Source organism: Pseudomonas sp. Y24-6 (assembly GCF_020295325.1).
Classification (GTDB): Bacteria; Pseudomonadota; Gammaproteobacteria; order Pseudomonadales; family Pseudomonadaceae; genus Aquipseudomonas; species Aquipseudomonas gregormendelii.
In genome coordinates this window covers 314,313-337,021 of sequence record NZ_JACBXG010000002.1, presented here as the reverse complement: position 1 = coordinate 337,021, position 22,709 = coordinate 314,313, and the positions used below count along the sequence as shown (strand labels likewise).

Genomic DNA, 22,709 nt, shown 5'->3' with positions numbered 1-22,709 from the left:
CACCTGCAAGACCTGCTTGCAGGTCCCTAGACGGCTTCCAGCTTGGCGTAGCCGAGCATCAGCCATTTGCTGCCTTCGCTGAAGTTCACCTGCACCCGGGCCTGGGCGCCGGCGCCTTCGAAGTTGAGGATCACGCCGTCGCCAAAGATTGAGTGACGCACCGTCTGACCCAGGCTGAAGCCGGTTTCCGGAATTTCACTGCCACTGAACAGGTTGCTGCCACTCATCGACTGGTTGCCGCCGAAGGGCCGGCTGACGCTGTTCGACAAGCGTACTTCCTGAATAAGACCCTTCGGGATCTCACGTACGAACCGCGACACCTTGTTGTAGGTCTCGCTGCCATACAGGCGGCGGGTTTCGGCGTAGGTCATCACCAGGTTCTGCATGGCCCGGGTGATGCCGACGTAGGCCAGGCGCCGTTCTTCTTCAAGGCGTCCTGGTTCTTCCAGGCTCATCTTGTGCGGGAACAGGCCTTCTTCCATGCCCACCAGGAACACATAAGGGAATTCCAGGCCCTTGGCGCTGTGCAACGTCATCAGCTGAATGCTGTCTTCGTGTTCGTCGGCCTGGGTATCCCCGGCCTCCAGCGAGGCGTGGCCGAGGAATGCAGCCAGCGGCGTGAGGTCCTCATCTTCCTCGGTGTTTTCGAAGTTGCGGGCAGCGCTGACCAGCTCCTCAAGGTTTTCCACCCGTGCCTGGCCTTTTTCACCTTTTTCCGCTTCGTGGTAGGCAATCAGCCCGGACTGCTCGATAACAGTCTGGGTCATCAGGTGCAGCGGCATTTCCATGCATTTGGCGGCGAGGTTCTCGATCAGCTCGATAAAGCCTCCCAAGGCGCCGGCAGCACGTCCGGTAAGGCCCTTGTTGGCCACCAGCAGGCGCATGGCTTCCCACATCGAGACGTCGCTATGGCGCGCATGCTCGCGGATCGCTTCGACGGTTTTCTCACCGATCCCACGGGCGGGCACGTTGATCACCCGTTCCAGGGCGGCGTCGTTGCCTCGACCTTCCAGTAACCGCAAGTACGCCATGGCGTTCTTGATTTCTGCACGCTCGAAGAAGCGCTGGCCGCCATAGATGCGATACGGGATGCGTTCGCGCAGCAAGGCTTCTTCCAGAACGCGAGATTGGGCGTTGGAGCGATACAGAATTGCGATATCGCTGCGTGCCAGTCCGGTTTTCAGCGCGCTTTCGATGGTTTCGACAACGTAACGCGCCTCATCGTGCTCGTTGAAAGCCGCGTACAGGTTGATCGCCTCGCCATCGCCGCCGTCCGTCCACAGTTCTTTGCCCAGGCGCCCGGTGTTGTTGGCGATCAGGGCATTGGCCGCTTTGAGGATGCCGGCCGTGGAGCGGTAGTTCTGCTCCAGTCGGATGGTTTGCGAGTCCGGGAAGTCGGAGGAGTACTGATGAATGTTTTCGATTTTCGCGCCGCGCCAGCCGTAAATCGACTGGTCGTCGTCGCCTACAACCATCAGGCTGTCGCCGCCCTTGCCCAGCAGGCGCAGCCAGGCGTACTGCACGGCGTTGGTATCCTGGAATTCGTCCACCAGAATGTGCCGGAAGCGTTTTTGATAATGCGCCAGCAGGCCTGGGTGATCACGCCACAGGTCGAGTGCGCGCAGCAACAGTTCGGAGAAATCGATGACACCTGCGCGCAGGCAAGCGGCCTCATAGGCTTCGTAGATGCTGCGCATGGTCGCCAGGAACAGGTCGCCACTGGCCTGGATGTGTTGTGGCCGCAGGCCTTCGTCTTTTTGCCCGTTGATGAACCATTGCGCCTGGCGCGCTGGCCAGCGTTGTTCGTCCAGCCCCAGCTCGCGGATCACCCGCTTGACCAGCCGCTGCTGGTCGTCGCTGTCGAGAATCTGGAAGGTCTGGCTCAGGCCGGCTTCCTGCCAATGCGCCCGCAACAAGCGGTGCGCCAGGCCGTGGAAGGTGCCTACCCACATGCCGGCCGGGTTGATACCCATCAGCTGCTCGATGCGATGACGCATCTCGGCAGCGGCCTTGTTGGTAAAGGTCACCGACAGGATCGAGTGGGGTGAGGCGTTCTCGACCTGGATCAACCAGGCGATACGGTGCACCAGCACTCGGGTTTTACCGGAACCAGCACCGGCCAGGACCAACTGACGACCCACGGAGGCAGCTACGGCCTGGCGTTGGGCATCGTTGAGGGAGTTCAGCAGAAGGGAGAGATCATCGCGCATCGGGGCATTCTAGGGTGCGCCGTCACACCGGGCAAACCGAGCTTTGCATTAGCCGATGAAAGACGCACGGATGACGACCGGTCAGTCACTGCCTGCAAGCGCTGGCGGGGCTTGCTCTGCGGCTTTTCAGGGGGCAAGTGCAACCGCAGATTTCATGTTTTTTATAGTGGGCGGCGGTTTGGTCCAGCCACGTGCTTGTGTATGCTCCGTCGACGATTCGGGCACAAGCTCATCATTATAAGAACAAGAATATTGCCTATGACCTTCAGCATCGACCTGTCGGGTCCCTCCGTGGAGCCCCGGGTTATCCGCAGACAATACGCCATGGAAATGGCGGTGGAGCGCACGCGTCTGCTTTACCAGGGATCGCTGCTGCCTACTTTGTTCATGCTGATCAATGGCCTGGTCTGCGCCGGCCTGCTCTGGAGCCCGCAACGCTACTTTCTGGTCAGCATCTGGCTGGTGTGGTTGCTCTCACTGGTGGCGTTGCGGGTTATCCAGGTCGCGGCTTTCGACTCAGCGATCCCCAACCGTCAGGCGCATCCGGTCTGGCGCCGCATGTTCATGCTCGGCTCGGGTCTGACCGGCTTGACCCTGGCGGGTGCCGGTATCGCGCTGGTCCCGGCGGACACCTTCATCCAGCAAGCCTGGGTATTTGGCCTGATCGGGGCCGCTGCGCTGTCGGCGAGCGTGGCCTACGCCGTCAGCCTCCCGGCGTTTCTTTCCTTTACGTTGCCCTGTCTATTGCCGGCGATCGCCTATCTGTTCTGGGGCGGCGATGAGCAAGGCCAGGGCTGGGGCTGGTTCGGCCTGATTTTGCTGGGGGCGTTGAGCGTGGTTGCCTGGCAGGTCAACCGGCTGATCGATCGCGGCTTGTTGCGTCGCTTCCAGAATCAGGCACTGATCGAGCACCTGCAGCAGGCTCAAACCAGCAGCGATCAACTTAATAAGAAGCTGGCCAGGGAGGTTGAGCAGCGTAGTTGCGCTGAAGCTGAACTACGGGCCATTCAGGCCGGGCTGGAAGGCCGTGTTGCCCAGCGCAGCCTCGAACTCGACCTGGCCAACCAGGCCCTCAGTAAAAGCGAGGCGCGTCTGGCATTGGCGCTCAAAGCCAGTGAGCTGGGGTTGTGGGACTGGAACCTGCAGACGGACGAAGTCCACCACACGCAGCTTCAGGAATTGTTCGGACTGGAGCCAGAGTTAGTGACGGCCATGCTGCGCCATCTCAAGCCACGCCTGCACCCCGAGGACGTGCCGGCGCTCAAGCGCGCATTGGTTGAACACCTGAAGGGTCGCAGCGAGGACTATCAGATCGAATATCGCGTGCGTCACGGTGACGGTCACTGGGTATGGATCGAGGACCGTGGACGGGCGGTGGAGCGCGGCGAAAATGGCCGGGTGGTGCGCATGGTCGGGACTCGGCGCAACATCAGCGTCAGCAAGCACCAGGAAGCGCAACAGCAACTGGCTGCGACGGTCTTTGAAGCGGCCAGTGAAGGTATTGTGATTTTCGATCCCAGTTACGCCCTGATCGCCGCTAATCAGGCCTTCTGCCGAGTGACCGGCTATGAGATCGACGACATGCTCGGACTGAGTGTGGTCGATCTGCCGTGCAGTCGTGACGCTCGCCGGCACTACAGCGCCATCCGCCAGGCACTGGAGCAGCATGGCAGCTGGCAGGGCGAACTGGTGGAGACGCGGAAAAATGGTGAGTTGTATCCGCAGTGGTTGCAGCTAAGTGCGGTGCGTGATAGTCGGGGAAATGTAAGTCATCTTGTAGGCTTCTTCGCTGATCTTTCGGCCAGGCGCGAATCCGAAGAACGCATGCGGTTTCTCACCCATTACGACGAGTTGACGGGCCTGGCTAACCGCTCGCTGTTCCGCGAGCGTCTGCGTGAGGCTCATCAACGGATGCGTCAGGGCGGGCGCAGCCTGGCGTTGCTGCATATCAATCTGGACCGGTTCAAGTTGCTCAACGAGAGCCTGGGCCATGACATTGCCGACGAGCTATTGCAGAAAATCGCTCGCAGGCTGGTGAGTGCACTGCCCGAGGCCGATACCATTGCACGCTTGTCCGGCGACGAATTTGCCGTGCTGTTTGACAGCTACGCCAACCTCTCCAGCCTGGCCCGGGTGGCGACACGGGTGTCCGCCAAGTTGCGTTTGCCTTTGAACATCGACGGACATGAGCTGGTAGTCAGTGCGTCGATGGGCATCAGTATGCTGCCGGACAACGCCCGGGAAATCTCAGCGCTGGTCAGCCAGTCGAACATGGCCATGCAGCATGCCAAACACTTGGGCGGCAATAATTTCCAGTTCTACACCGAGAGCCTGCAGGCCAGCACCCTGGAGCGATTGCAACTGGAAAACCAGCTGCGCAAAGCGATCGATGAGAAGCAGCTCAAAGTGTTCTACCAACCCAAGCTCTGCCTCGCCACGGGGCGCCTGAATGCCGCCGAAGCCTTGGTGCGCTGGGATCATCCCGACAGGGGCAGGGTGTCGCCTGCAGAGTTCATTGGCCTGGCCGAGGAAACCGGATTGATCGGTCCGATCGGCGAGTTCGTGCTGCGTCAGGCCTGCTGGCAAGCGTGCGAGTGGCAGCGCCAGGGGCTCGAGCCGATTCGTGTGTCGGTCAATCTGTCTGTGCATCAGCTGCGTCAGGGCAAGTTGGTCAGCCTGGTTCGGCAGGTGCTGGAAGAAACCGGGCTGGCGCCGCAATACCTTGAGCTTGAACTGACCGAAAGTCAGTTGCTGGACAGCGTCGAGCACATCATTTCGACGTTCCAGCAGCTACGGGACCTGGGGGTAAAACTGGCGATCGACGACTTTGGCACCGGCTATTCGTCATTGAGTTACCTCAAGCGCATTCCGGTGGACTACGTGAAAATCGATCAGACGTTTATACGCGGCCTGGGCGAGGGGCAGATGGATGCCGCGATCACCCGCGCGATCATCGCCATGGCCCATGGCTTGTCGTTGAAAGTGGTGGCTGAGGGAGTGGAGCGGCCCGAGCAACTTGAGTTCCTGCGAGGCGAACATTGTGATGAGGTTCAGGGCTACCTGATCAGCAAGCCCGTTGAGGCGCAACAGCTTGCGAGCCTTCTGCAGTTGCAGGGCTCGAAGTAATTCCGCGGAGGCGTGATTGGCGCTACATGCAGCCATGCTCTGCTGAAAACGAGGGATTCGGTTACGGATTGAGCAGGCAAAAAGCCAATTCATGTAGTATAACTACAAGCTCGCTACATCACGGCGCCTGCCAATAACAAAGAGTCCAGACCTTTGAATCTGTTGCAACACATCGCCCAGTCACGCCACCTCTTACGCAAGTCGGAGCTCAAGGTCGCCGACCACGTGCTGCTTGACCCGGCGGCGGTGATGCACAGTTCCATGGCAGACCTGGCCCACAGCGTGGGCATCAGCGAACCGACCATCGTGCGGTTTTGCCGGGCCATCGGCTGTTCCGGGTTCCAGGACCTGAAACTCAAGCTGGCGCAGAGCCTGGCGGCGGGCGCGAGTTTTGGACAGTTCGCGATTCACGAAGACGATTCGGTCGCCGACTACAGTCTGAAAATCTTCGACACCACCCTGCATACCCTGATGGAAGTGCGCGAGCGGCTCGACCCGATCGAGTTGCAGCGCGCAGTGACACTCATGTCCCAGGCCCAGCGGGTGGAGTTCTACGGCTTTGGTGCGTCGGGCGCAGTGGCAGCAGATGCCCAGCACAAATTCTTTCGTTTGTTGCTGACGGCGGCGGCGTATTCCGACCCGCACATGCAGGCCATGTCGGCGGTGACCCTCAAACCCTCCGATGTAGCCATCTGCATTTCGCAATCCGGGCGCTCGAAGGATTTGCTGATCACGGCTAACCTGGTGCGTGAAAGCGGCGCTTCGCTGATCACCCTGTGCCCGAGCCAGACCCCGCTCGCCGAGTTGTCGACCGTCAACCTGGCGATCGATGTGCACGAAGACACCGAGATCTACACGCCGCTGACTTCACGTATTGCCCACTTGGTGGTGATCGATGTGTTGGCGATGGGCGTGGCCATGGCGCGCGGCCCGAGCCTGGTGAACCACCTCAAGAGCGTGAAGCGCAGCTTGCGCAGCTTGCGGTTGTCGCCCAAGTCGGTGAAGGCGCTGGACGATTAAGATCAAAGGATTGCAGCCTTCGGTAGCTCCTGCGGGAATTCACGTACCCTGTAGGAGCTGCCGAAGACTGCGATCTTTTGATCTGTAAATGTTCACACCCCTGTAACGCGCATGCCGCCAAACCGTCATCCCCCGCGCCTATCTTGAAACTCCCGTAATCGCCTTGGGAGACTCGAAATGGCCCAGCCCTACGAAGAACGCAACAGCGCCGTCAGAACCCGTCGTCAGCAGGAAGACCAGCGCCGCATGGAGTTTCGCCGCGCTATCGAAGACCGCTGCGAGCGCCGCCAGCTGCTGGCTGAAATCGGCGGCTTTCCTGACGAGCTCGAACTCAACTACTGGCAGGCTGCGCCCGCAGCTTCCCGTCGAAACGCTCAACCAGGGCGCTGATCTGTACCCGCTCGCTGCGGATAAACGCAAGGAATGCGTGAGCCACCGGTGACAGGCGCTTCGCCTTGGCCTGCACCAGGCACCAGCTGCGGTACAGCGGTAATTCTTCCACTGGCAGCTCGATCAGTCCGCCGGTCGCCAGTTCCAGGTTCAGGGCATGACGCGTCAACAGCGCCACGCCCAAACCTGCCAGTACACACTCGCGCTGGGCTTCGGCCGACGAGACTTCCTGAGTCTGGTTGAAGTGCACGCGCTTTTCCTTGAAGTACTCCTCGCAGGCCAGGCGAGTACCGGAGCCGGGTTCGCGCAGCAGCAAGGTATAAGGTTCCAGATCCTGCAAGCGCAGCGGTCCCAAATGGCACAGCGGATGGTCCGGCGGCGCCACCGCGACTATCGGGTTGTTCAGGAAAGGCAGGAATTCGAGCCCCATGTCCTGTGGCACCATGGACATGATCACCAGGTCATCGCGGTTATCCGACAGGCGCCGAATCACCTGCCCGCGATTGACCACCGTCAGCTGCAAATTGACCTCGGGGTGTTGGCGCTTGAAGGCGGCAAACAAATGCGGCACGAAATACTTGGCGCTGGATTCCACTGCCAGCTTGAGCTGTCCCTGCAGCGATCCCTGCATGTCCGACAGCTGCATGTCGAGGTTTTCCAGGCGGCCAAAAATGTCCCGGCTGGCTCGCTGGAGTGCTTCGGCGGCCTCGGTCATGTAGAGTTTTTTGCCAACATAATCAAACAAGGGCTGCCCGATCAGTTCTTCGATCTGCCGAATCTGCAGGCTGACGGCTGGCTGTGTCAGCGACATTTCCTCGGCTGCACGGCTGTAGGACCGTAGATCACACACCTCATTGAAGATCTGAAGTTGACGTAATGTCATTCGCATCAAGGACTTACGCATTTTTTCTTCGCTCTGAACCATGGCCGGTAATCTGACTATAAGTCTTTACTTATGCCTGACCCAATAATTATTCATTTTTGTTAATCCCTTGTGAGCGCTAGTGTGGGTTCGCGACCAGATGGAAACATTTGGTCACGTCGACCTGGTCTAGCAGGTTGTGGGTACCACCGGCTCAAGGGAAATTCCAAGTGATAAAAAAGATCCTGATCGCCAACCGTGGTGAGATTGCCGTACGAATCGTACGTGCCTGCGCCGAGATGGGCATTCGCTCGGTCGCGATCTACTCCGACGCCGATCGGCACGCGTTGCACGTGAAGCGTGCAGACGAAGCCCACAGCATTGGTGCCGAACCTCTGGCCGGCTACCTGAATGCGCGCAAGCTGGTGAACCTGGCGGTAGAAACCGGCTGCGATGCACTGCACCCCGGCTACGGTTTCCTTTCGGAAAACGCCGAACTGGCAGACATCTGCGCCGAGCGCGGGATCAAGTTCATCGGTCCATCGGCTGAAGTGATTCGGCGCATGGGCGACAAGACCGAAGCGCGCCGCAGCATGATCAAGGCCGGAGTACCGGTCACACCCGGTACTGAAGGCAACGTCGCGGATATCGCGGAAGCGCTTATCGAAGGCGACCGCATCGGTTATCCGGTGATGCTCAAGGCGACCTCCGGTGGCGGTGGCCGTGGTATCCGACGTTGCGACAGTCGGGACGAACTTGAACAGGCATTCCCGCGAGTGATTTCCGAGGCCACCAAGGCCTTCGGTTCGGCAGAAGTGTTCCTGGAAAAATGCATCGTCAACCCGAAGCACATCGAAGCGCAGATCCTCGGCGACAGTTTCGGCAATGTCGTGCACCTGTTCGAGCGCGACTGCTCGATCCAGCGACGCAACCAGAAGCTCATCGAGATTGCCCCCAGCCCGCAACTGACCCCGGAACAGCGCGCCTACATCGGTGACCTGTCCGTACGTGCGGCCAAAGCCGTGGGTTACGAAAACGCCGGTACCGTGGAGTTCCTGCTCGCCGAGGGCGAGGTGTACTTCATGGAAATGAACACCCGGGTGCAGGTGGAGCACACTATCACCGAAGAAATCACCGGCATCGACATCGTGCGTGAGCAGATCCGCATTGCGTCCGGCTTGCCGCTTTCGGTGAAACAGGAAGACATCCAGCACCGCGGTTTTGCCCTGCAGTTCCGGATCAACGCCGAAGACCCGAAAAACAATTTTCTGCCGAGCTTTGGCAAGATCACCCGTTACTACGCACCCGGCGGTCCCGGCGTGCGTACCGACACGGCAATCTATACCGGCTACACCATTCCACCGTTCTACGACTCCATGTGCCTCAAACTGGTGGTCTGGGCGTTGACCTGGGAAGAAGCGATGGACCGTGGCTTGCGTGCCCTCGACGACATGCGTCTGCAAGGGGTCAAGACCACCGCCGCGTACTACCAGGAAATCCTGCGTAACCCGGAATTCCGTAGTGGCCAGTTCAATACCAGCTTCGTTGAAAGCCACCCTGAACTGACCAACTACTCGATCAAGCGCAAACCCGAAGAGCTGGCTTTGGCCATCGCCGCCGCCATCGCCGCCCACGCAGGCCTGTGAGGAATATAACAATGAGCAAGAAAATCCACGTCACCGACACGATCCTGCGCGACGCCCACCAATCGCTGCTCGCGACCCGCATGCGCACTGAAGACATGCTGCCGATCTGCGACAAGCTCGACAAGGTCGGCTACTGGTCGCTGGAATGCTGGGGCGGTGCGACATTCGACGCCTGCGTACGCTTCCTGAAAGAAGACCCGTGGGAGCGCCTGCGCCAACTGCGCGCCGCGCTGCCTAACACTCGCCTGCAAATGCTCCTGCGTGGCCAGAACCTGTTGGGCTACCGCCACTACAGCGACGATGTGGTCAAAGCCTTCGTCGCCAAGGCTGCGGTCAATGGCATCGACGTCTTCCGCATCTTCGACGCGATGAACGACGTACGTAACCTGCGCACGGCCATCGAAGCCGTGAAGGCTGCCGGCAAGCATGCCCAGGGCACCATCGCCTACACCACCAGCCCCGTGCACACCATCGATGCGTTCGTGGCCCAGGCCAAGCAGATGGAAGCCATGGGTTGCGACTCGGTGGCGATCAAGGACATGGCCGGTCTGCTGACCCCTTATGCCACTGGCGAACTGGTCCGTGCGTTGAAAGCCGAGCAGTCCCTGCCGGTGTTCATCCACTCCCACGACACCGCGGGCCTGGCCACCATGTGCCAGCTCAAGGCGATCGAGAACGGTGCCGACCACATCGACACCGCGATCTCCAGCTTCGCCTCCGGCACCAGCCACCCGGGCACCGAGTCGATGGTCGCCGCCCTTAAAGGCAGCGAGTACGACACCGGCCTGAACCTGGAACTGTTGCAGGAAATCGGCCTGTACTTCTACGCCGTGCGCAAGAAGTACCACCAGTTCGAAAGCGAGTTCACCGCCGTCGACACCCGTGTGCAAGTCAACCAGGTGCCGGGCGGGATGATTTCCAACCTGGCCAACCAGTTGAAAGAGCAGGGCGCCCTCAACCGCATGGCCGAAGTGCTGGCCGAGATCCCGCGTGTTCGCGAGGACCTCGGTTTCCCGCCTCTGGTGACGCCGACTTCGCAGATCGTCGGCACCCAGGCGTTCTTCAACGTGCTGGCCGGCGAGCGCTACAAGACCATCACCAATGAAGTGAAGCTCTACCTGCAAGGTGGCTATGGCAAGGCGCCGGGCACCGTCAATGAAAAACTGCGTCGCCAGGCGATCGGTAGCGAGGAAGTGATCGACGTGCGCCCGGCTGATCTGCTCAAGCCGGAAATGACCAAGCTGCGCGCTGAAATCGGCTCGGTGGCCAAGTCTGAAGAAGACGTGCTGACCTACGCCATGTTCCCGGACATCGGGCGCAAATTCCTCGAAGAGCGTGCCGCCGGCACCCTGACGCCTGAGGTGTTGCTGCCGATTCCAGAGGCCGGTGGCGTGACCTCGGCCGGTGGCGAAGGCGTGCCGACCGAGTTCGTGATCGACGTTCACGGTGAAACCTACCGAGTCGATATCACCGGTGTCGGCGTCAAGGCCGAAGGCAAGCGTCACTTCTACCTGTCCATCGACGGCATGCCGGAAGAAGTGGTGTTCGAACCGCTCAATGAGTTCGTCAGCGGCGGCAGCAGCAAGCGCAAGCAAGCCACGGCGCCTGGCCATGTCAGCACCACCATGCCGGGCAACATTGTCGACGTGCTGGTCAAGGAAGGCGACGTGGTGAAAGCCGGCCAGGCCGTGCTGATCACCGAAGCGATGAAAATGGAAACCGAAGTCCAGGCCGCCATCGCCGGCAAAGTTACCGCCATTCACGTGGCCAAGGGCGACCGGGTGAACCCGGGCGAAATCCTGATCGAGATCGAAGGCTGATTAACAGCCTCGGTACACCGCTTTAAACCTCGGGGGGGCATGTGCTCCCCTTTTTTTTGGCTGTCGTTTGGGCGGTTGCCGACAAGCGTCTCGCATCTGCATTATTTTGCGTTTTTTATTGAAAGTTTAACTTTTATCTGCATTATACTGCAGTTCTCAAGGGTGCTTCACAGGTCTGAATGCACTATATTGCGTGTTTGCTTCGCAATTAACGTCAAAATATGCATTTAAATGCAGGTGAAGATGGCATGTATAACCTCACCTTACAGGTCTACATCGACGCTACCTGGCGCGACGCCATGGTCTTGAGCTTTGACAGCCCTGAAAAAGGCTTTGAGAGCCGCTGCAGCTTCGGTTACGAACAGAGTTATCTGGCCGACAACTATGAATCCATCGGAACACCTTTCGCGAAAGCTGTGAGTGCCAGGCTTCCACTGGATTGGGATGGATGGCGCTCCAATGCCCCGGCGTTCGTGTATGACATTGCACCTGCAGGAGCGGCGAAAAGATTTCTAATGGCTCGCATCGGCCGAGACAAGCCTGCAAATATCGACGCTGCCCTTTATCTACTTGCTCGAAGCACGCCGGCACCGATCGGCAATATGCGGATAAAAGAATCTGCTGAAGCAGTAGACCCGCGCGAGGCAATGGGTTTCGAGCGTCAGGACGTGATCGCCCGTGATAACCGGTTTCTTGAATATGCCTATGAGCAAGGTGCCGCGATTGGTGGAGCGACGGGGGCGGGAGGCGAGGCTCCAAAGCTTTTGCTGGCTCAAAATAAAAGTGGTCTTCTATACCCCGATGCTGTGCTTGAGGATGCCGAGGTTACCCAGCACTGGTTCGTGAAGTTCGCCCGCAATAAGGGCTCGAAAACAGACCAGGATATCCTCAGGAGTGAGTATCACTACTACAAGGCGCTGCAGGATCTGGGGATAGAAACAATTGAGGCGCAGAGCCTGGCTTTGGAAGAGGCCACCAAGCCGAGTCTGTGGATGAAGCGTTTTGATCGCCGAGTGACCGATCAGAGAATCGAGCGCCTTGCCGTCGAATCGGTCTATTCGTTGGCAAATATCACTACACCCGGTAGTGCCATGGATCACATCGAAGTGATTCGACTGCTCGCGAAGCTTTGGCGTGGCGCGGGACAAGTTGATGAAATCCCTGATTTGGTCGCTGATTATCTGAGACGCGACTTGATCAATAAGATTCTCGGTAACTCAGACAACCATGGTCGCAACACCGCGATTATCCGTGGCACTGATTCGTTTCGACTGGCACCGATTTACGATCTGGCACCGATGGTGATGGACGATGAAGGTGTTACACGTACTACCAAGTGGCCAAAAGAACTGGAACGGGCGGGTGACGTGGATTGGCGTGGCGTGTGTAGCGCCGTGGCTGAACTGGCCGATCCGAATGACCCATTGGCCACACTCGGCGATGCATCGCAAATCTACGAGCGCCTGCGTGCGGATGCCCGACGCCTGGCTGCACTTCCCGACATTCTAAGTGCCAGTGGTTTGCCTGACGCGACGATGAATCACCCGCGAATTGCCTTGAAAAGCCTGGAGCACCGTTTGATAGAGTGGGACTTGAAATGAGCATGACGGTTGCAGAGCGCACAAAGCTCATTGAGAGCATCCGGGAGGCACTTGCCCAAGGCACTCTTGAAATCGGCGAGGCGGTTCGCCGTTTACGCGTGGAGGTCACGGGCCTGCACCAGACGCAGTTTGCGAAAATGTGCAAGATTTCGGTGCGCACGCTGGTACATATCGAGCATGGTGAGGGGAATCAGACGTTGAAATCCCTGAATGCAGTGTTCAGACCTTTTGGAATGAAAATGGGGGTGGTGCGGCTGCGGCGCGATAGTGAGCGTTGAACTACGCCGCGCCGCCAATCCGTAGGAGCCGGCTTGCCGGCGATTGCGATGGCTCACGCGCCACCGCCGGTAAGCCGATCAGTCCCTAAGCCCGGCACTGCGCCAGCGTCTTCAACTGACCCGAAGTCGTCTGGTTTTCATCCGAAAGCCACCGTTCGAAGCCCGCGCCGATGGCCGGCCACTCCGAGTCCAGGATCGAATACCAGGCGGTGTCGCGGTTCTGGCCCTTGACCACCATGTGCTGGCGGAACACTCCTTCAAAGCTGAATCCCAGCCGCTCGGCCGCGTACTTGGAGCGAACGTTGCCGTTGTTGCACTTCCACTCCAGGCGGCGGTAACCCAAGGCAAAGGATTCCCTGGCCAGCAGATACACAGCTTCGGTGCTTTTCGGTGAGCGTTGCATTGGTGCGCCGAAGGTTACGTGGCCGATCTCGATGCGGCCCTGGGCCGCAACGATCGACATCAGGCTGAGAATGCCCTGCACCTCACCGCTGGCGCGGTCGATCACGCTGAAAAAACAGGGGTCGCTGTGGGCCGCATGATTGTTCAACCAATCGTCGAACACGCTGCGCTCTGGAAACGGTCCGTAAGGCAGGTAATCCCACAGCTTGGGATCGGCGCCCGGACCTTGCAGGGCTTTGAACAAGCCATCGGCGTGACGGGCCGGATCGAGTTTCTCAAGGCGGATAAACCGACCTTCGATGGTTTGAACCGAGGGGGCCGGGACGCCTTTCCAGTCCGCGAGTGAAGTCGCCATGCTGTTCTCCTTGAACCTTAAAGGGCTTTACGAAACTGGATGAGACCCGGCCGCTCGGCGATACGCTCGTAGAGCTGGATCGCGGTGGCGTTGGTCTCGTGAGTCAACCAGTGGACCTTGCAGCAGCCATCGTTTTTGGCGGTGGCGTAGACGAATTCGATCAACTGGCGGCCGACGCCCGTGCCGCGGGTGTGTGGTGCCACCAGCAGGTCCTGCAGGTAGCAGGAATTCTCGATGCTCCAGTTTGATCGATGGTAGATGAAATGCACCATGCCCACCGCTCGGCCATCCGCCCAGGCCAGCGCGGCGTGGGTCGGCTCGCCTGGATCGAGGATGCGCTCCCAGGTGCTTCGGCTGACCGTTTCAGGCAGCTGGGTGTTGTAAAAATCCAGATAGGCTTGCCACAAGGGTAGCCAGGCGGCGTGATCGTCGGCGGTGACCTGGCGGATGTCGAGCTGACTCATGTTGGTTCCTTAACGCATCAAGTGAGCGAGAGCCTGATCATGCGCATCGGGGCTGGCGCCGAGCCCCTCGCGCACGCCGGCATAATCGGCGGGGCTACGGTTCTGGCCGAGTTTGCGTTTACCCTCCAGGCGCTGGATTGGCAGGGCAAAGCCGACGATGGCCTTGAGCATCCCGTCAATGTAGTCGGCCGGAGCGTCGCTCACTTTCCACGGCTGCGCGCGGGCCGCTTCATGACGATCGGTCAAGCTGCTGACCAGCTCCAGCAGGCGCCCGGAATCGCTGAACACCTCGGCAGTGCCGTACGCGTGCACGGCGATGTAGTTCCAGGTGGGCACGACTTTGCCGTGCTCGGCTTTGCTGGGGTAAAAATCGGGGCTGACATAGGCATCGGCACCGGCAAATATCACCATCGCTTCAGCACCATTGTGCAGTTCCTTCCACTGTGGATTGGCCCTGGCGAAATGACCGTAGAGCGTGCCATTGGGACCTTCGTCGCCGCGCAGCAACAGGGGCAGGTGACTGGCTTGCAAGCCTTGTTCGCCATGGGTGACGACCAGGGCGAGGCGGGTGGCGAGTATCTGCTGCTGCAGTTCGTCCAAATCGTGGATGGCAAAGCTGCTTGGGTTGTACATGGAAAAATTCCTTGGCGAATGCCTGCATCCTAGGCAGGCTATTGGTCTGTTGTAAGAGCCATTAACGACCAATTTCATAGGTCCATTACCATGAGCCAGTCGCTGCTTTCCCTGTCGTTCAATCCGGCTGGTATCGAACTCGACCGACGCCAGGGTTTGAGTCGACAGCTTTACCAGGCTTTACGACTGCGCGTGCTGGATGGACGGCTGGCCAGTGGCACCCGATTGCCTGCAACACGCGAATTGGCGTCGGCGCTGGCAATTTCCCGCAATAGCGTGGTGCGGGCGTACGATCAACTGTATGCCGAAGGGTTTATCGAGGGGCGAGTGGGAGACGGGACTTATGTCGCGCAATTGCCCCAAGCGGACTCGCTCGACAAAAAACTATCCACAAAAGTATCCACAGGGTTTTCAACAGGCTTGTCCACAGCCTTATCCACAAATTGGCAGGAATTACCTGTAATTTCATCCAGTAAAGTTATCCACAATGGTGCTTTGGAACGGGTCGAAAAGAACCATTTAGCGACACCACCCAGCGGGCCGCCTCGGGCATTTCGGGTGGGTGTGCCGGCGTTCGACCTGTTCCCTTTTGAGATATGGGCCAAGCTGAACGCGGCTTTCTGGCGTAAACCGGACTTGCAGCAGCTGTGCTACGGGGATCCGGCCGGCGATGCGCGATTGCGAGGGATGATTGCCGCGTATTTGCGTAGCTCTCGGGGAATGCAGTGCACCGCTGAGCAAATAGTGATCACCAGTGGTGCGCAACAGGGAATTAGCCTTTGTGCACAGCTGCTGGTGGATCCGGGGGACGGGGTGGCTCTGGAAAATCCGGGGTACCGGGCGGCGGGCCATGCGTTCGCAGTGGCCGGTGCGCGGTTGCATGGGGTGGCGGTGGACAATGAGGGTATTGATTGCAACCAGCTGGCCAGCCTTGACGATTGCCGCCTCGCCTACGTAACGCCTTCTCATCAATACCCCACAGGGGTGGTGATGAGCCTGGCGCGGCGATTGGAGTTGCTGGCCTGGGCAGAGCGCAACGGAGGCTGGATCGTCGAGGATGACTATGACGGAGAATACCGTTACAGCGGCGCCCCCCTGGCACCGCTGGCAGCACTCGATCGCCACGGCCGGGTCTTGTACGTCGGCACCTTTGGCAAAGTCGCCTTTCCGGCGCTGCGCCTGGGATACCTGGTGTTGCCGCCGGCACTGGTGCAGGCGTTTTCCCAGCGTCGAGCTGTGGACGTGCGACATTCCGAGGTCAGCACCCAGGCGGTCATGGCCGAGTTCATGGCCGCCGGGCATTTCCAGCGGCACATCCGCCGTATGCGCCGCGCCGCTCTTAGCCGACGTAATACCCTCCTGGCTGGTTGGCCGCAGGCGATTGCCGGTATCGGCAGCCTGCCCGGCGTGGCCGCCGGGCTGCATCTGACGGTGGCGGTCGACTCGCCGCGCCGAGAGCAGGAGCTGGTCGAGCAGGCCGCCAGCGTCGATGTGGAGATCAATCCGCTGAGCAGCTATTGGTTGCCGGACTCTTCACCCCCCCTGGACCAGCGGGCCGGACTGGTCCTGGGTTTCGCGGCGGTTCCAGAGCAAGCCATCCGCGCTGCACTGGGCCGCCTGGAAAAGGTTTGGCGCCCGTAGCCGCTACGAGGCGGTATTCGCCAAGGGTTCCAGGTCCAGATAGAGCTTGCGCAGTGCCGGCTCATTGAGTTTGCGTAACAGGCCATCGACAGGTTCAGCTCAATGATTACTCAGGTGCCTGACTTGATTTTGGTCCAGGCACGGGTGCGTGCCCGTTCGGCATCGCGCGGAAGAGGTTGCAGGGTATAGAGCGTGCCCATCGCCGAGTCGGTCGGGTACAGGTTGGGGTTGTTGCGAATCGCCGGGTCGACCAGTTCGGTAGCGTCCTTGTTCGGGTTGGGGTAACCGACGAAGTCGCTGACCGGCGCAATCACCTGCGGTTGCAGCAGGTAATTGATGAAGGTGTAAGCGTCTTCGGAGTTCTTCGCACCCTTTGGAATAGCCAGCATATCGAACCAGATCGGTGCGCCTTCCCTGGGCAGGCGCATGTCGACGCTCACACCATTGTTGGCTTCCTTGGCGCGGTTGGCGGCCTGGGAGAAGCTGCCCGAGTAGCCGACGGCAACGCAGATGTCACCGTTGGCGATGTCGGCCATGTACTTGGAGGAGTGGAAGTAGGTGACATAGGGCCGGATTTTCATCAGCAGAGCTTCAGCCTTGGCGTAGTCCGCTGGCTGCTTGCTGTTTGGGTCCAGGCCGAGGTGTTGCAGGGCCAGTGGCAGGATCTCCGATGGCGAATCCAGCAGGGCGACTCCGCATTGCTTGAGCTTACTGATGTTTTCTTCCTTGAAGATCAGGTCCCAACTGTCGACAGGCGCCTTGTCACCCAGGGCGGCCTTGACTTTGTCCGGGTTGAAACCGATCAGGATGGTGCCGTACATGTAGGGCACCGCAAATTTGTTGCCCGGGTCGTTAGCTTCGATCAGTTTCATCAACTTGGGATCAAGGTGACTCCAATTCGGCAGTTTGCTGCGGTCCAGCGGCTGGAACACGCCTGCCTCGATCTGCTTGGCGAGGAACACGTTGGACGGCACCACCACATCGTAGCCGGAGTTACCGGTCAGCAACTTGGCTTCGAGCGCTTCATTGGTGTCGAAGATGTCGTAGACCAGTCTGGTCTGGGTGTTTTGTGCCTTGAAGTCTTCCAGTGCCTTGGGGGTGATGTAGTCGAACCAGTTGTAGACGCGCAAGGTTCGCTCTTCGGCGTGAGCTGCGCCGCCGAGCACCGTGGCGCACAACACTGGCGCAATAAGACGCTTGAGTCTGTTCATTGTTATTGTTTCCTCATTGAGCGCGTTCGAAACCTTCAAGAACGTTCACCGCATTGATGCCGATTTCCTCCACGGCATAACCGCCTTCCATCACGAACAGGGTCGGCAACCCCAGCTTGGCGATGCGCTCGCCCATCGCCAGGTAATCCGGGCTGTCGAGCTTGAATTGAGAGATCGGGTCGTCCTTGAATGTATCGACACCCAAGGACACCACAACGATGTCGGCACCGTATGTTTCGATTTCTTCGCAGGCTTGTTCCAGCGCCGCGCTCCAGGCATCCCAGCCGCTGCCAGCGGGCAATGGGTAGTTGAAGTTGAAGCCTTCGCCTGCGCCTTCACCCAGCTCGTCATCGTAGCCGAGAAAGAACGGAAACTCGGCTTCCGGATGGCCGTGGATCGAGGTGAACAGTACGTCGCTGCGCTCGTAGAAAATCGATTGGGTGCCGTTGCCGTGGTGGTAGTCGACGTCGAGGATTGCGACTTTCCCATGGCCTTGGTCGAGGAAGGCTTGGGCGGCAATGGCGGCGTTGTTGAGGTAGCAGTACCCACCCATCAAGTCGCTGGCCGCGTGGTGCCCCGGTGGGCGGCAAAGGGCAAAGGCACTGTGGGCACCGGCCTGGATCTGGGCCTGTGCGGTGAGTGCAACTTGCGCTGCGCTGTAGGCCGCCTGCCAGGTGCCGGCGGTAATCGGGGCGCCGCCGTCGAAGCTGTAGTAGCCGAGTTGGCCGTGCAGACTGGTGGGTTTGATTGCACGCAAGGTCCGCGCTGGCCAGGTGTACGGCAGCAAGTCGCCATCAGTATTAAATTCAGTCCAGCGTGTCCAGGCGCCCTTGAAGAAGTCCAGGTAGTCGCGGCTGTGGATACGGGCGATGGGGTCGAGGCCGAAATCTTTCGGCGCATGCACGGGGCCGAGGTTCTGGTTCTGCACGCGTTGCAGCACGTGGTCTGCACGCGAGGGCATTTCAAAGCAGGGCTTGAGTTGCCCGTCGATCAGTTCGCAGCGGCCGTGGTGCAGGTGATGGTCGTCAGAGTAGATGGTCAGCATTTCTTGTTCTCCGCAGGCTGATTCGGTTGAACACAGTCTTGCTCGCGCAGGGCAATTCGGAGAACGGCAGGAAAGGCCAAAAGGGGATCAATATGGCCAAAAAATGTGACCGAAATTCGCCCCTAAACGATTTATCAAGGGCGGAACTGGCTTGGCGCTACGCCACTCCAGCGCACGAACGCATGTCGAAAACTGGCGGTCTCGCTGAAGCCCAGCGCTTCAGCAATCCGGTAGATCGGCATCTGGTCTTCGCACAACATGTGTTTGGCCTGTTCGAAGCGCAACTCATCGAGCAGTTCCTGATAGCTGCACCCCAACTCCTTGAGATGGCGACGTAACGTGCGCGCCGAGCAATTCATCTGCTGCGCCAGGCCTTCGAGGCCCGGTGCGGCATTGAGCTGTGCGCGCAGCAACTGCCGGATCCGCCCCAGCCACGCCTGCCGTCCAGTGAATTCGAGATTCTGCTTGCGGCAGCGCTCGGCCATGGCCTGATGGGTGATGGTGTCCGCCAGTGGCAGGGGGTGGTCCAGCCAGCGCTTGTCGAAGGCGAATGCGTTGTCCCGCGCGTCGAAGTGCAGGGCGCAGTCGAAGTGCTCGGCGTAGATCGCCTGATAGTCTGGCGCCGGGTGTTCCAGGCGCGCCGCCAGCAACGGCAGGGGGTGCCCCAGGAGGTCGTCGCAGATGACTTTCAACGACACCAGGCAAAACTCGGCGTTGAACACCGCCAGTGCCGGATTCTCCCGGTAATCGGCGGCGACGAACCAGATGCGCTCATCGTCCTCTTCCAGGCTCAACTCGAAAAGTGTTCCCAACAGCGCCGGATAGCGCATCGCCAGGCGCAAAGCGTCACCGAAGGTGGCACTGGTGAGCAGGGCATAACCGAGCATGCCGTAGGATGAAACGTGCATTCTGCGGCCCAGTTCCAGGCCGATATCACGCTTGAGCGCGACCGCGTTGGCGCAGACCTGCATCTCCTGGTTGGTCGTGATGCGCGTGTCCGCCCGGTTCAGATCCGCCGCACAGATACCGCTGCCGGCGAGCAGGGCATCGCTGGACAGGCCTTTGGCCTTGAAGGCGTCGAGCACCAGGGAAACGGCGTTGAGGGTGGTGAGGTGGGAGTGGAGCATGGGCGGCTTCCAGCCTGGGGATGGCTGGAACGCAGCAAGTTATGTGCCCAATGATGAACCTGTGGGAGCGGGCTTGCCCGCGATGCGGCGGCACATTCAACACTGAGGTGACTGACATTCCGCTATCGCGAGCAAGCTCCCGCAGGTTTTGTATGTCAGCTGAGCTCGCCGCACAGGTCCAGCTCGACCAGCCGCTGTACCTCAGCGGTGTCCAGGCCGGCACCCAGTAACGCATGCAACTTGCCGAACGCTGCTTCTCGGGTCATGCCGCCGCCGGAAAGCACGCCAACACCGCGCAATCGGCTGCCAGCTTCGTACACGTCCAGCTCTACGCCACCTTCATGGCACTGGGTTACCGCGACCACCACCACACCTTTATCGCGGGCCCGCGACAGCGCGGCGAGAAACTCGGGGTTGTCGCTCGGCCCGGTGCCGCTGCCGTAGCACTCCAGCACCAGGCCTTGAATGCCGCTGTTGAGCACGCCGTCCAGTTGCTCGGCGCCAATCCCTGGGAATAGCGGCATCACTGCCACTTTCGCCAGCTGCCTGGGTTGCTGGTAGCCAAGCTGCATCGGCACAGCAGACGCTTTCGCACCACCACCCTGACGCTCCAGACGCTTGAACGGGTGTCGACCGAAACTGCGTACTTTCGCGCAACGAGTCGGGTCCAGCAGTTCGCCATGGAAGTACAAATGCACACCTGGGGCCACGCCATGCCCAAGCGCCACCAATGCTCCGCCGAGATTTTCCCAGGCATCGCTGTCAGCGACGCCGGCCGGGAGCATCGAACCGGTGAAACATACCCGGGCCTGCAGGCCGAGCAACTGAAAGCTCATCGCCGCCGCGCTGTAGGCGAGCGTGTCGGTGCCATGCAGGATCAACACGCTGTCGCAGCCCTGTACATCGACGGCGTCAACCACCGCTTCACGCAGTTGCTGCCAATACGTCGGGCTCATATTGGCGCTGTCGATCAGCGGCGACATCTCGCGAAAACGCCACTGGGGCACCACCAGCTCAGGCTGGCTGTGCAGGTATTCGCGCATTCGTGCTTCGAAACCGGACGCCGGGGCCAGGCCGTTGGCACTGGCCTGCATGCCGATGGTGCCGCCGGTGTAGAGCACCATGACGTGCTGGGCGGCAGGGTAGGAACTGGGAACCATGGGCAAATCTCCACAAGACATGACGTGTGGGCGTGAGCCTGCTCGCGATAGCGCACTGGCAGTCGACATTGCACTGTCGTAGCGCTATCGCGAGCAGGCTTGCTCTCACAGGTTTTACATTTTAACTGACGAGCGCAGGGGATGCGCCCGTCATTCACCGATCAGCGTTGCGCTGCGGGTACGCCTTGCGCTTCAGCTTCAGCCTGGGTGGCCGCGGCTGGTGGATTGGCAGGCCAGGCGTTCAGGTCGAGGTCCAGGTCCGGGAACTTGCTCGAATCGAACACCGGCGTCTTGATGCCGGCAGCGCGCTGGTCGTCGTAGTCGCGCAGGATGCGCATGCCGACGTTAAACAGCAGGAACAGCGCGATCAGGTTGACGAAGGCCAGCATGGTCATGGTGATGTCGGCGAATGCGAACACCGTGCCCAGGTTTTCGATCGCGCCCCAGAAGATCAGCACCAACACCAACGCGCGGTAACCCATCAGCGCCTTGCGGTTTTCACCGATCAGGAAGCGCAGGTTGCTCTCGCCCAGGTAGTAGTTGTAGAGGATCGAAGTGAACACAAACAGGGCCAGCGCCACGGAAATGAACATCCGGCCCCACTCGCCCACTACGGCTGCCAGCGAGTTCTGGGTCAGGGCAATGCCATCGCCTTCGAAACCAGGGGTGTAGAAACCCGAGAGCAGGATCAGCAGAGCAGTACAGGTGCAGATCACGAAAGTATCCAGGAACACACTGAACGCCTGCACCACGCCTTGTGCCACCGGGTGCTCGACCGAGGCCACCGCCGCCACGTTAGGCGCACTGCCCAGGCCGGCTTCGTTGGCGAACACGCCGCGCTTCACGCCCATGATGATCGCGCTGCCGATCAGGCCGCCGAACGCCTGGTCGAGACCGAAAGCGCTTCTGACGATGGTCATCAACATGCCTGGCACTTGATCGAACTGCAGCACGATCACGTAGATGGTCACGCCGATGTACACCAGGGTTTTCACGGGAACCAGCAGGTCGGCGACCTTGGCGATACGCTTGATACCACCAATGAACACCAGGCCCAGCAGCACTGCCAGACCGATCCCGGTGTAAGTGGTGTCGAGCCCGAATGCGTTGTTCAGTGAGTGGGTCACGGCGTGGGACTGCAAGCCGTTGAAGGCGAAGCCGAAGGTGATCAGCAGCAGGAATGCCATGATCATGCCCAGCCAGCGTTTCTGCAGGCCGTGCTGGATGTAGTAGGACGGACCGCCACGGTACTGGCCTTCGGAATCGCAGCGCTTGTAGAGCTGGCCGAGGGAACATTCGAAGAAGCTGCTGGACATGCCGACCAGTGCAGTTACCCACATCCAGAACACAGCGCCCGGGCCACCCAGGGTCACGGCGATGCCGACCCCGGCGATGTTGCCTGCACCGACGCGGCCGGCGAGGCTGAGCATCAGGGCCTGGAACGAACTCAATTGCCCGGCGCTGCTTTTGAGGCTGTCACGGAACACCGCGAACATGTGGAAGAAGTGGCGCAGTTGTACGAAACGCGAGCGGATCGTGAAGTAGCTACCGAGCCCGACAATGAGCACGATCAGTACTTTTCCTGAGAGGAAGTCGTTAATGACTTCGAGCATGGATTATTCCTCGCTGTTTTTTTGTGTAGGCAAATGCTGGGCGGGGCAGAAACATCGCGTTACACCGATTTGCGCACGGCAAAACAGGCGAGGCGAAGTTTTCGT

Annotated in this window: 18 protein-coding genes; 8 read left to right on the top strand and 10 right to left on the bottom strand. The window is 59.9% G+C overall.

The genetic code is table 11. The features are described 5' to 3' along the window. Nucleotides 1-26: 26 nt before the first annotated feature. Nucleotides 27-2,210, bottom strand: a complete 2,184-nt coding sequence (gene uvrD / locus HYI44_RS05280; protein ID WP_122840952.1) for a DNA helicase II — start codon at nt 2,208-2,210, stop codon at nt 27-29. Between the two features lie 258 nt (nt 2,211-2,468). On the opposite strand from uvrD, the gene HYI44_RS05275 reads away from it, so the two are divergent. From HYI44_RS05275 to HYI44_RS05265, 3 genes are all read left to right on the top strand, one after another. Continuing rightward, nucleotides 2,469-5,336 (top strand): EAL domain-containing protein, encoded by a 2,868-nt coding sequence (locus tag HYI44_RS05275; protein ID WP_225568908.1) that lies wholly within the window; start codon nt 2,469-2,471, stop codon nt 5,334-5,336. A 153-nt stretch (nt 5,337-5,489) separates the two neighbouring features. Further along, nucleotides 5,490-6,356, top strand: coding sequence for a transcriptional regulator HexR (hexR, locus tag HYI44_RS05270; RefSeq protein ID WP_122840954.1), 867 nt, complete (start codon nt 5,490-5,492; stop codon nt 6,354-6,356). A 177-nt stretch (nt 6,357-6,533) separates the two neighbouring features. After that, nucleotides 6,534-6,746, top strand: coding sequence for a PA3496 family putative envelope integrity protein (locus HYI44_RS05265; protein WP_045060836.1), 213 nt, complete (start codon nt 6,534-6,536; stop codon nt 6,744-6,746). On the opposite strand, the gene HYI44_RS05260 is transcribed toward HYI44_RS05265, so the two are convergent. Then, the gene (locus tag HYI44_RS05260) at nt 6,688-7,650 is read right to left on the bottom strand and encodes a LysR family transcriptional regulator (RefSeq protein WP_122841280.1); all 963 of its coding nucleotides are present in this window, start codon (nt 7,648-7,650) and stop codon (nt 6,688-6,690) included. The genes HYI44_RS05265 and HYI44_RS05260 overlap by 59 nt on opposite strands. A 188-nt stretch (nt 7,651-7,838) precedes the next feature. Between HYI44_RS05260 and HYI44_RS05255 the strand changes: the two genes are divergently transcribed. From HYI44_RS05255 to HYI44_RS05240, 4 genes are all read left to right on the top strand, one after another. Next, the gene (locus HYI44_RS05255) at nt 7,839-9,254 is read left to right on the top strand and encodes an acetyl-CoA carboxylase biotin carboxylase subunit (RefSeq protein ID WP_045060835.1); all 1,416 of its coding nucleotides are present in this window, start codon (nt 7,839-7,841) and stop codon (nt 9,252-9,254) included. Between the two features lie 11 nt (nt 9,255-9,265). Continuing rightward, the gene (oadA, locus tag HYI44_RS05250; protein WP_045060834.1) at nt 9,266-11,074 is read left to right on the top strand and encodes a sodium-extruding oxaloacetate decarboxylase subunit alpha; all 1,809 of its coding nucleotides are present in this window, start codon (nt 9,266-9,268) and stop codon (nt 11,072-11,074) included. A 248-nt stretch (nt 11,075-11,322) separates the two neighbouring features. Further along, nucleotides 11,323-12,675 carry a type II toxin-antitoxin system HipA family toxin gene (locus HYI44_RS05245; protein WP_201147252.1) on the top strand — a complete coding sequence of 451 codons (1,353 nt, stop codon included), beginning with the start codon at nt 11,323-11,325 and terminating at the stop codon, nt 12,673-12,675. Then, the gene (locus HYI44_RS05240) at nt 12,672-12,953 is read left to right on the top strand and encodes a helix-turn-helix domain-containing protein (RefSeq protein ID WP_045060833.1); all 282 of its coding nucleotides are present in this window, start codon (nt 12,672-12,674) and stop codon (nt 12,951-12,953) included. Before HYI44_RS05245 ends, HYI44_RS05240 begins: the two co-directional genes overlap by 4 nt. An 85-nt stretch (nt 12,954-13,038) precedes the next feature. Here HYI44_RS05240 and HYI44_RS05235 read toward each other — a convergent pair whose 3' ends face one another. Genes HYI44_RS05235 through HYI44_RS05225 form a run of 3 tightly spaced genes read right to left on the bottom strand, consistent with a single transcriptional unit; the run spans nt 13,039 to nt 14,807 of the window. Then, nucleotides 13,039-13,710 carry a GNAT family N-acetyltransferase gene (locus HYI44_RS05235; protein ID WP_225568907.1) on the bottom strand — a complete coding sequence of 224 codons (672 nt, stop codon included), beginning with the start codon at nt 13,708-13,710 and terminating at the stop codon, nt 13,039-13,041. A 17-nt stretch (nt 13,711-13,727) separates the two neighbouring features. After that, on the bottom strand, nt 13,728-14,174 hold the full coding sequence (locus HYI44_RS05230; protein WP_225568906.1) for a GNAT family N-acetyltransferase: 447 nt from the start codon (nt 14,172-14,174) through the stop codon (nt 13,728-13,730). Nucleotides 14,175-14,183: 9 nt separating this feature from the next. Next, nucleotides 14,184-14,807, bottom strand: a complete 624-nt coding sequence (locus tag HYI44_RS05225) for an FMN-binding negative transcriptional regulator (protein WP_122840957.1) — start codon at nt 14,805-14,807, stop codon at nt 14,184-14,186. 90 nt (nt 14,808-14,897) lie between these two features. On the opposite strand from HYI44_RS05225, the gene HYI44_RS05220 reads away from it, so the two are divergent. Beyond that, nucleotides 14,898-16,448: a PLP-dependent aminotransferase family protein gene (locus HYI44_RS05220; protein ID WP_225568905.1), complete on the top strand. Its 1,551-nt coding sequence runs from the start codon at nt 14,898-14,900 to the stop codon at nt 16,446-16,448. Nucleotides 16,449-16,558: 110 nt separating this feature from the next. On the opposite strand, the gene HYI44_RS05215 is transcribed toward HYI44_RS05220, so the two are convergent. The 5 genes from HYI44_RS05215 to HYI44_RS05195 form a co-directional block, all read right to left on the bottom strand. Beyond that, the gene (locus tag HYI44_RS05215) at nt 16,559-17,659 is read right to left on the bottom strand and encodes a polyamine ABC transporter substrate-binding protein (RefSeq protein ID WP_122840959.1); all 1,101 of its coding nucleotides are present in this window, start codon (nt 17,657-17,659) and stop codon (nt 16,559-16,561) included. 13 nt (nt 17,660-17,672) lie between these two features. Beyond that, nucleotides 17,673-18,704 (bottom strand): histone deacetylase family protein, encoded by a 1,032-nt coding sequence (locus HYI44_RS05210; protein ID WP_225568904.1) that lies wholly within the window; start codon nt 18,702-18,704, stop codon nt 17,673-17,675. Between the two features lie 134 nt (nt 18,705-18,838). Then, the gene (locus HYI44_RS05205) at nt 18,839-19,831 is read right to left on the bottom strand and encodes an AraC family transcriptional regulator (protein WP_225568903.1); all 993 of its coding nucleotides are present in this window, start codon (nt 19,829-19,831) and stop codon (nt 18,839-18,841) included. 155 nt (nt 19,832-19,986) lie between these two features. Next, nucleotides 19,987-20,991: an asparaginase gene (locus HYI44_RS05200; protein ID WP_225568902.1), complete on the bottom strand. Its 1,005-nt coding sequence runs from the start codon at nt 20,989-20,991 to the stop codon at nt 19,987-19,989. Between the two features lie 161 nt (nt 20,992-21,152). Then, nucleotides 21,153-22,604: an alanine/glycine:cation symporter family protein gene (locus HYI44_RS05195; protein ID WP_225568901.1), complete on the bottom strand. Its 1,452-nt coding sequence runs from the start codon at nt 22,602-22,604 to the stop codon at nt 21,153-21,155. Between the last annotated feature and the right edge of the window lie 105 nt (nt 22,605-22,709).

What these genes read in the sequence shown, in the direction of transcription:
- HYI44_RS05275 (WP_225568908.1), top strand. Translation starts at nt 2,469, where the DNA reads ATGACCTTCAGCATCGACCTGTCGGGTCCCTCCGTGGAGCCCCGGGTT.
- HYI44_RS05240 (WP_045060833.1), top strand. Translation starts at nt 12,672, where the DNA reads ATGAGCATGACGGTTGCAGAGCGCACAAAGCTCATTGAGAGCATCCGG.
- HYI44_RS05245 (WP_201147252.1), top strand. Translation starts at nt 11,323, where the DNA reads ATGTATAACCTCACCTTACAGGTCTACATCGACGCTACCTGGCGCGAC.
- HYI44_RS05220 (WP_225568905.1), top strand. Translation starts at nt 14,898, where the DNA reads ATGAGCCAGTCGCTGCTTTCCCTGTCGTTCAATCCGGCTGGTATCGAA.
- HYI44_RS05230 (WP_225568906.1), bottom strand. Translation starts at nt 14,174, where the DNA reads ATGAGTCAGCTCGACATCCGCCAGGTCACCGCCGACGATCACGCCGCC.
- HYI44_RS05260 (WP_122841280.1), bottom strand. Translation starts at nt 7,650, where the DNA reads ATGCGTAAGTCCTTGATGCGAATGACATTACGTCAACTTCAGATCTTC.
- HYI44_RS05205 (WP_225568903.1), bottom strand. Translation starts at nt 19,831, where the DNA reads ATGCTCCACTCCCACCTCACCACCCTCAACGCCGTTTCCCTGGTGCTC.
- HYI44_RS05195 (WP_225568901.1), bottom strand. Translation starts at nt 22,604, where the DNA reads ATGCTCGAAGTCATTAACGACTTCCTCTCAGGAAAAGTACTGATCGTG.
- HYI44_RS05265 (WP_045060836.1), top strand. Translation starts at nt 6,534, where the DNA reads ATGGCCCAGCCCTACGAAGAACGCAACAGCGCCGTCAGAACCCGTCGT.
- HYI44_RS05235 (WP_225568907.1), bottom strand. Translation starts at nt 13,710, where the DNA reads ATGGCGACTTCACTCGCGGACTGGAAAGGCGTCCCGGCCCCCTCGGTT.
- HYI44_RS05215 (WP_122840959.1), bottom strand. Translation starts at nt 17,659, where the DNA reads ATGAACAGACTCAAGCGTCTTATTGCGCCAGTGTTGTGCGCCACGGTG.
- HYI44_RS05210 (WP_225568904.1), bottom strand. Translation starts at nt 18,704, where the DNA reads ATGCTGACCATCTACTCTGACGACCATCACCTGCACCACGGCCGCTGC.
- HYI44_RS05200 (WP_225568902.1), bottom strand. Translation starts at nt 20,991, where the DNA reads ATGGTTCCCAGTTCCTACCCTGCCGCCCAGCACGTCATGGTGCTCTAC.
- oadA (WP_045060834.1), top strand. Translation starts at nt 9,266, where the DNA reads ATGAGCAAGAAAATCCACGTCACCGACACGATCCTGCGCGACGCCCAC.
- uvrD (WP_122840952.1), bottom strand. Translation starts at nt 2,210, where the DNA reads ATGCGCGATGATCTCTCCCTTCTGCTGAACTCCCTCAACGATGCCCAA.
- HYI44_RS05225 (WP_122840957.1), bottom strand. Translation starts at nt 14,807, where the DNA reads ATGTACAACCCAAGCAGCTTTGCCATCCACGATTTGGACGAACTGCAG.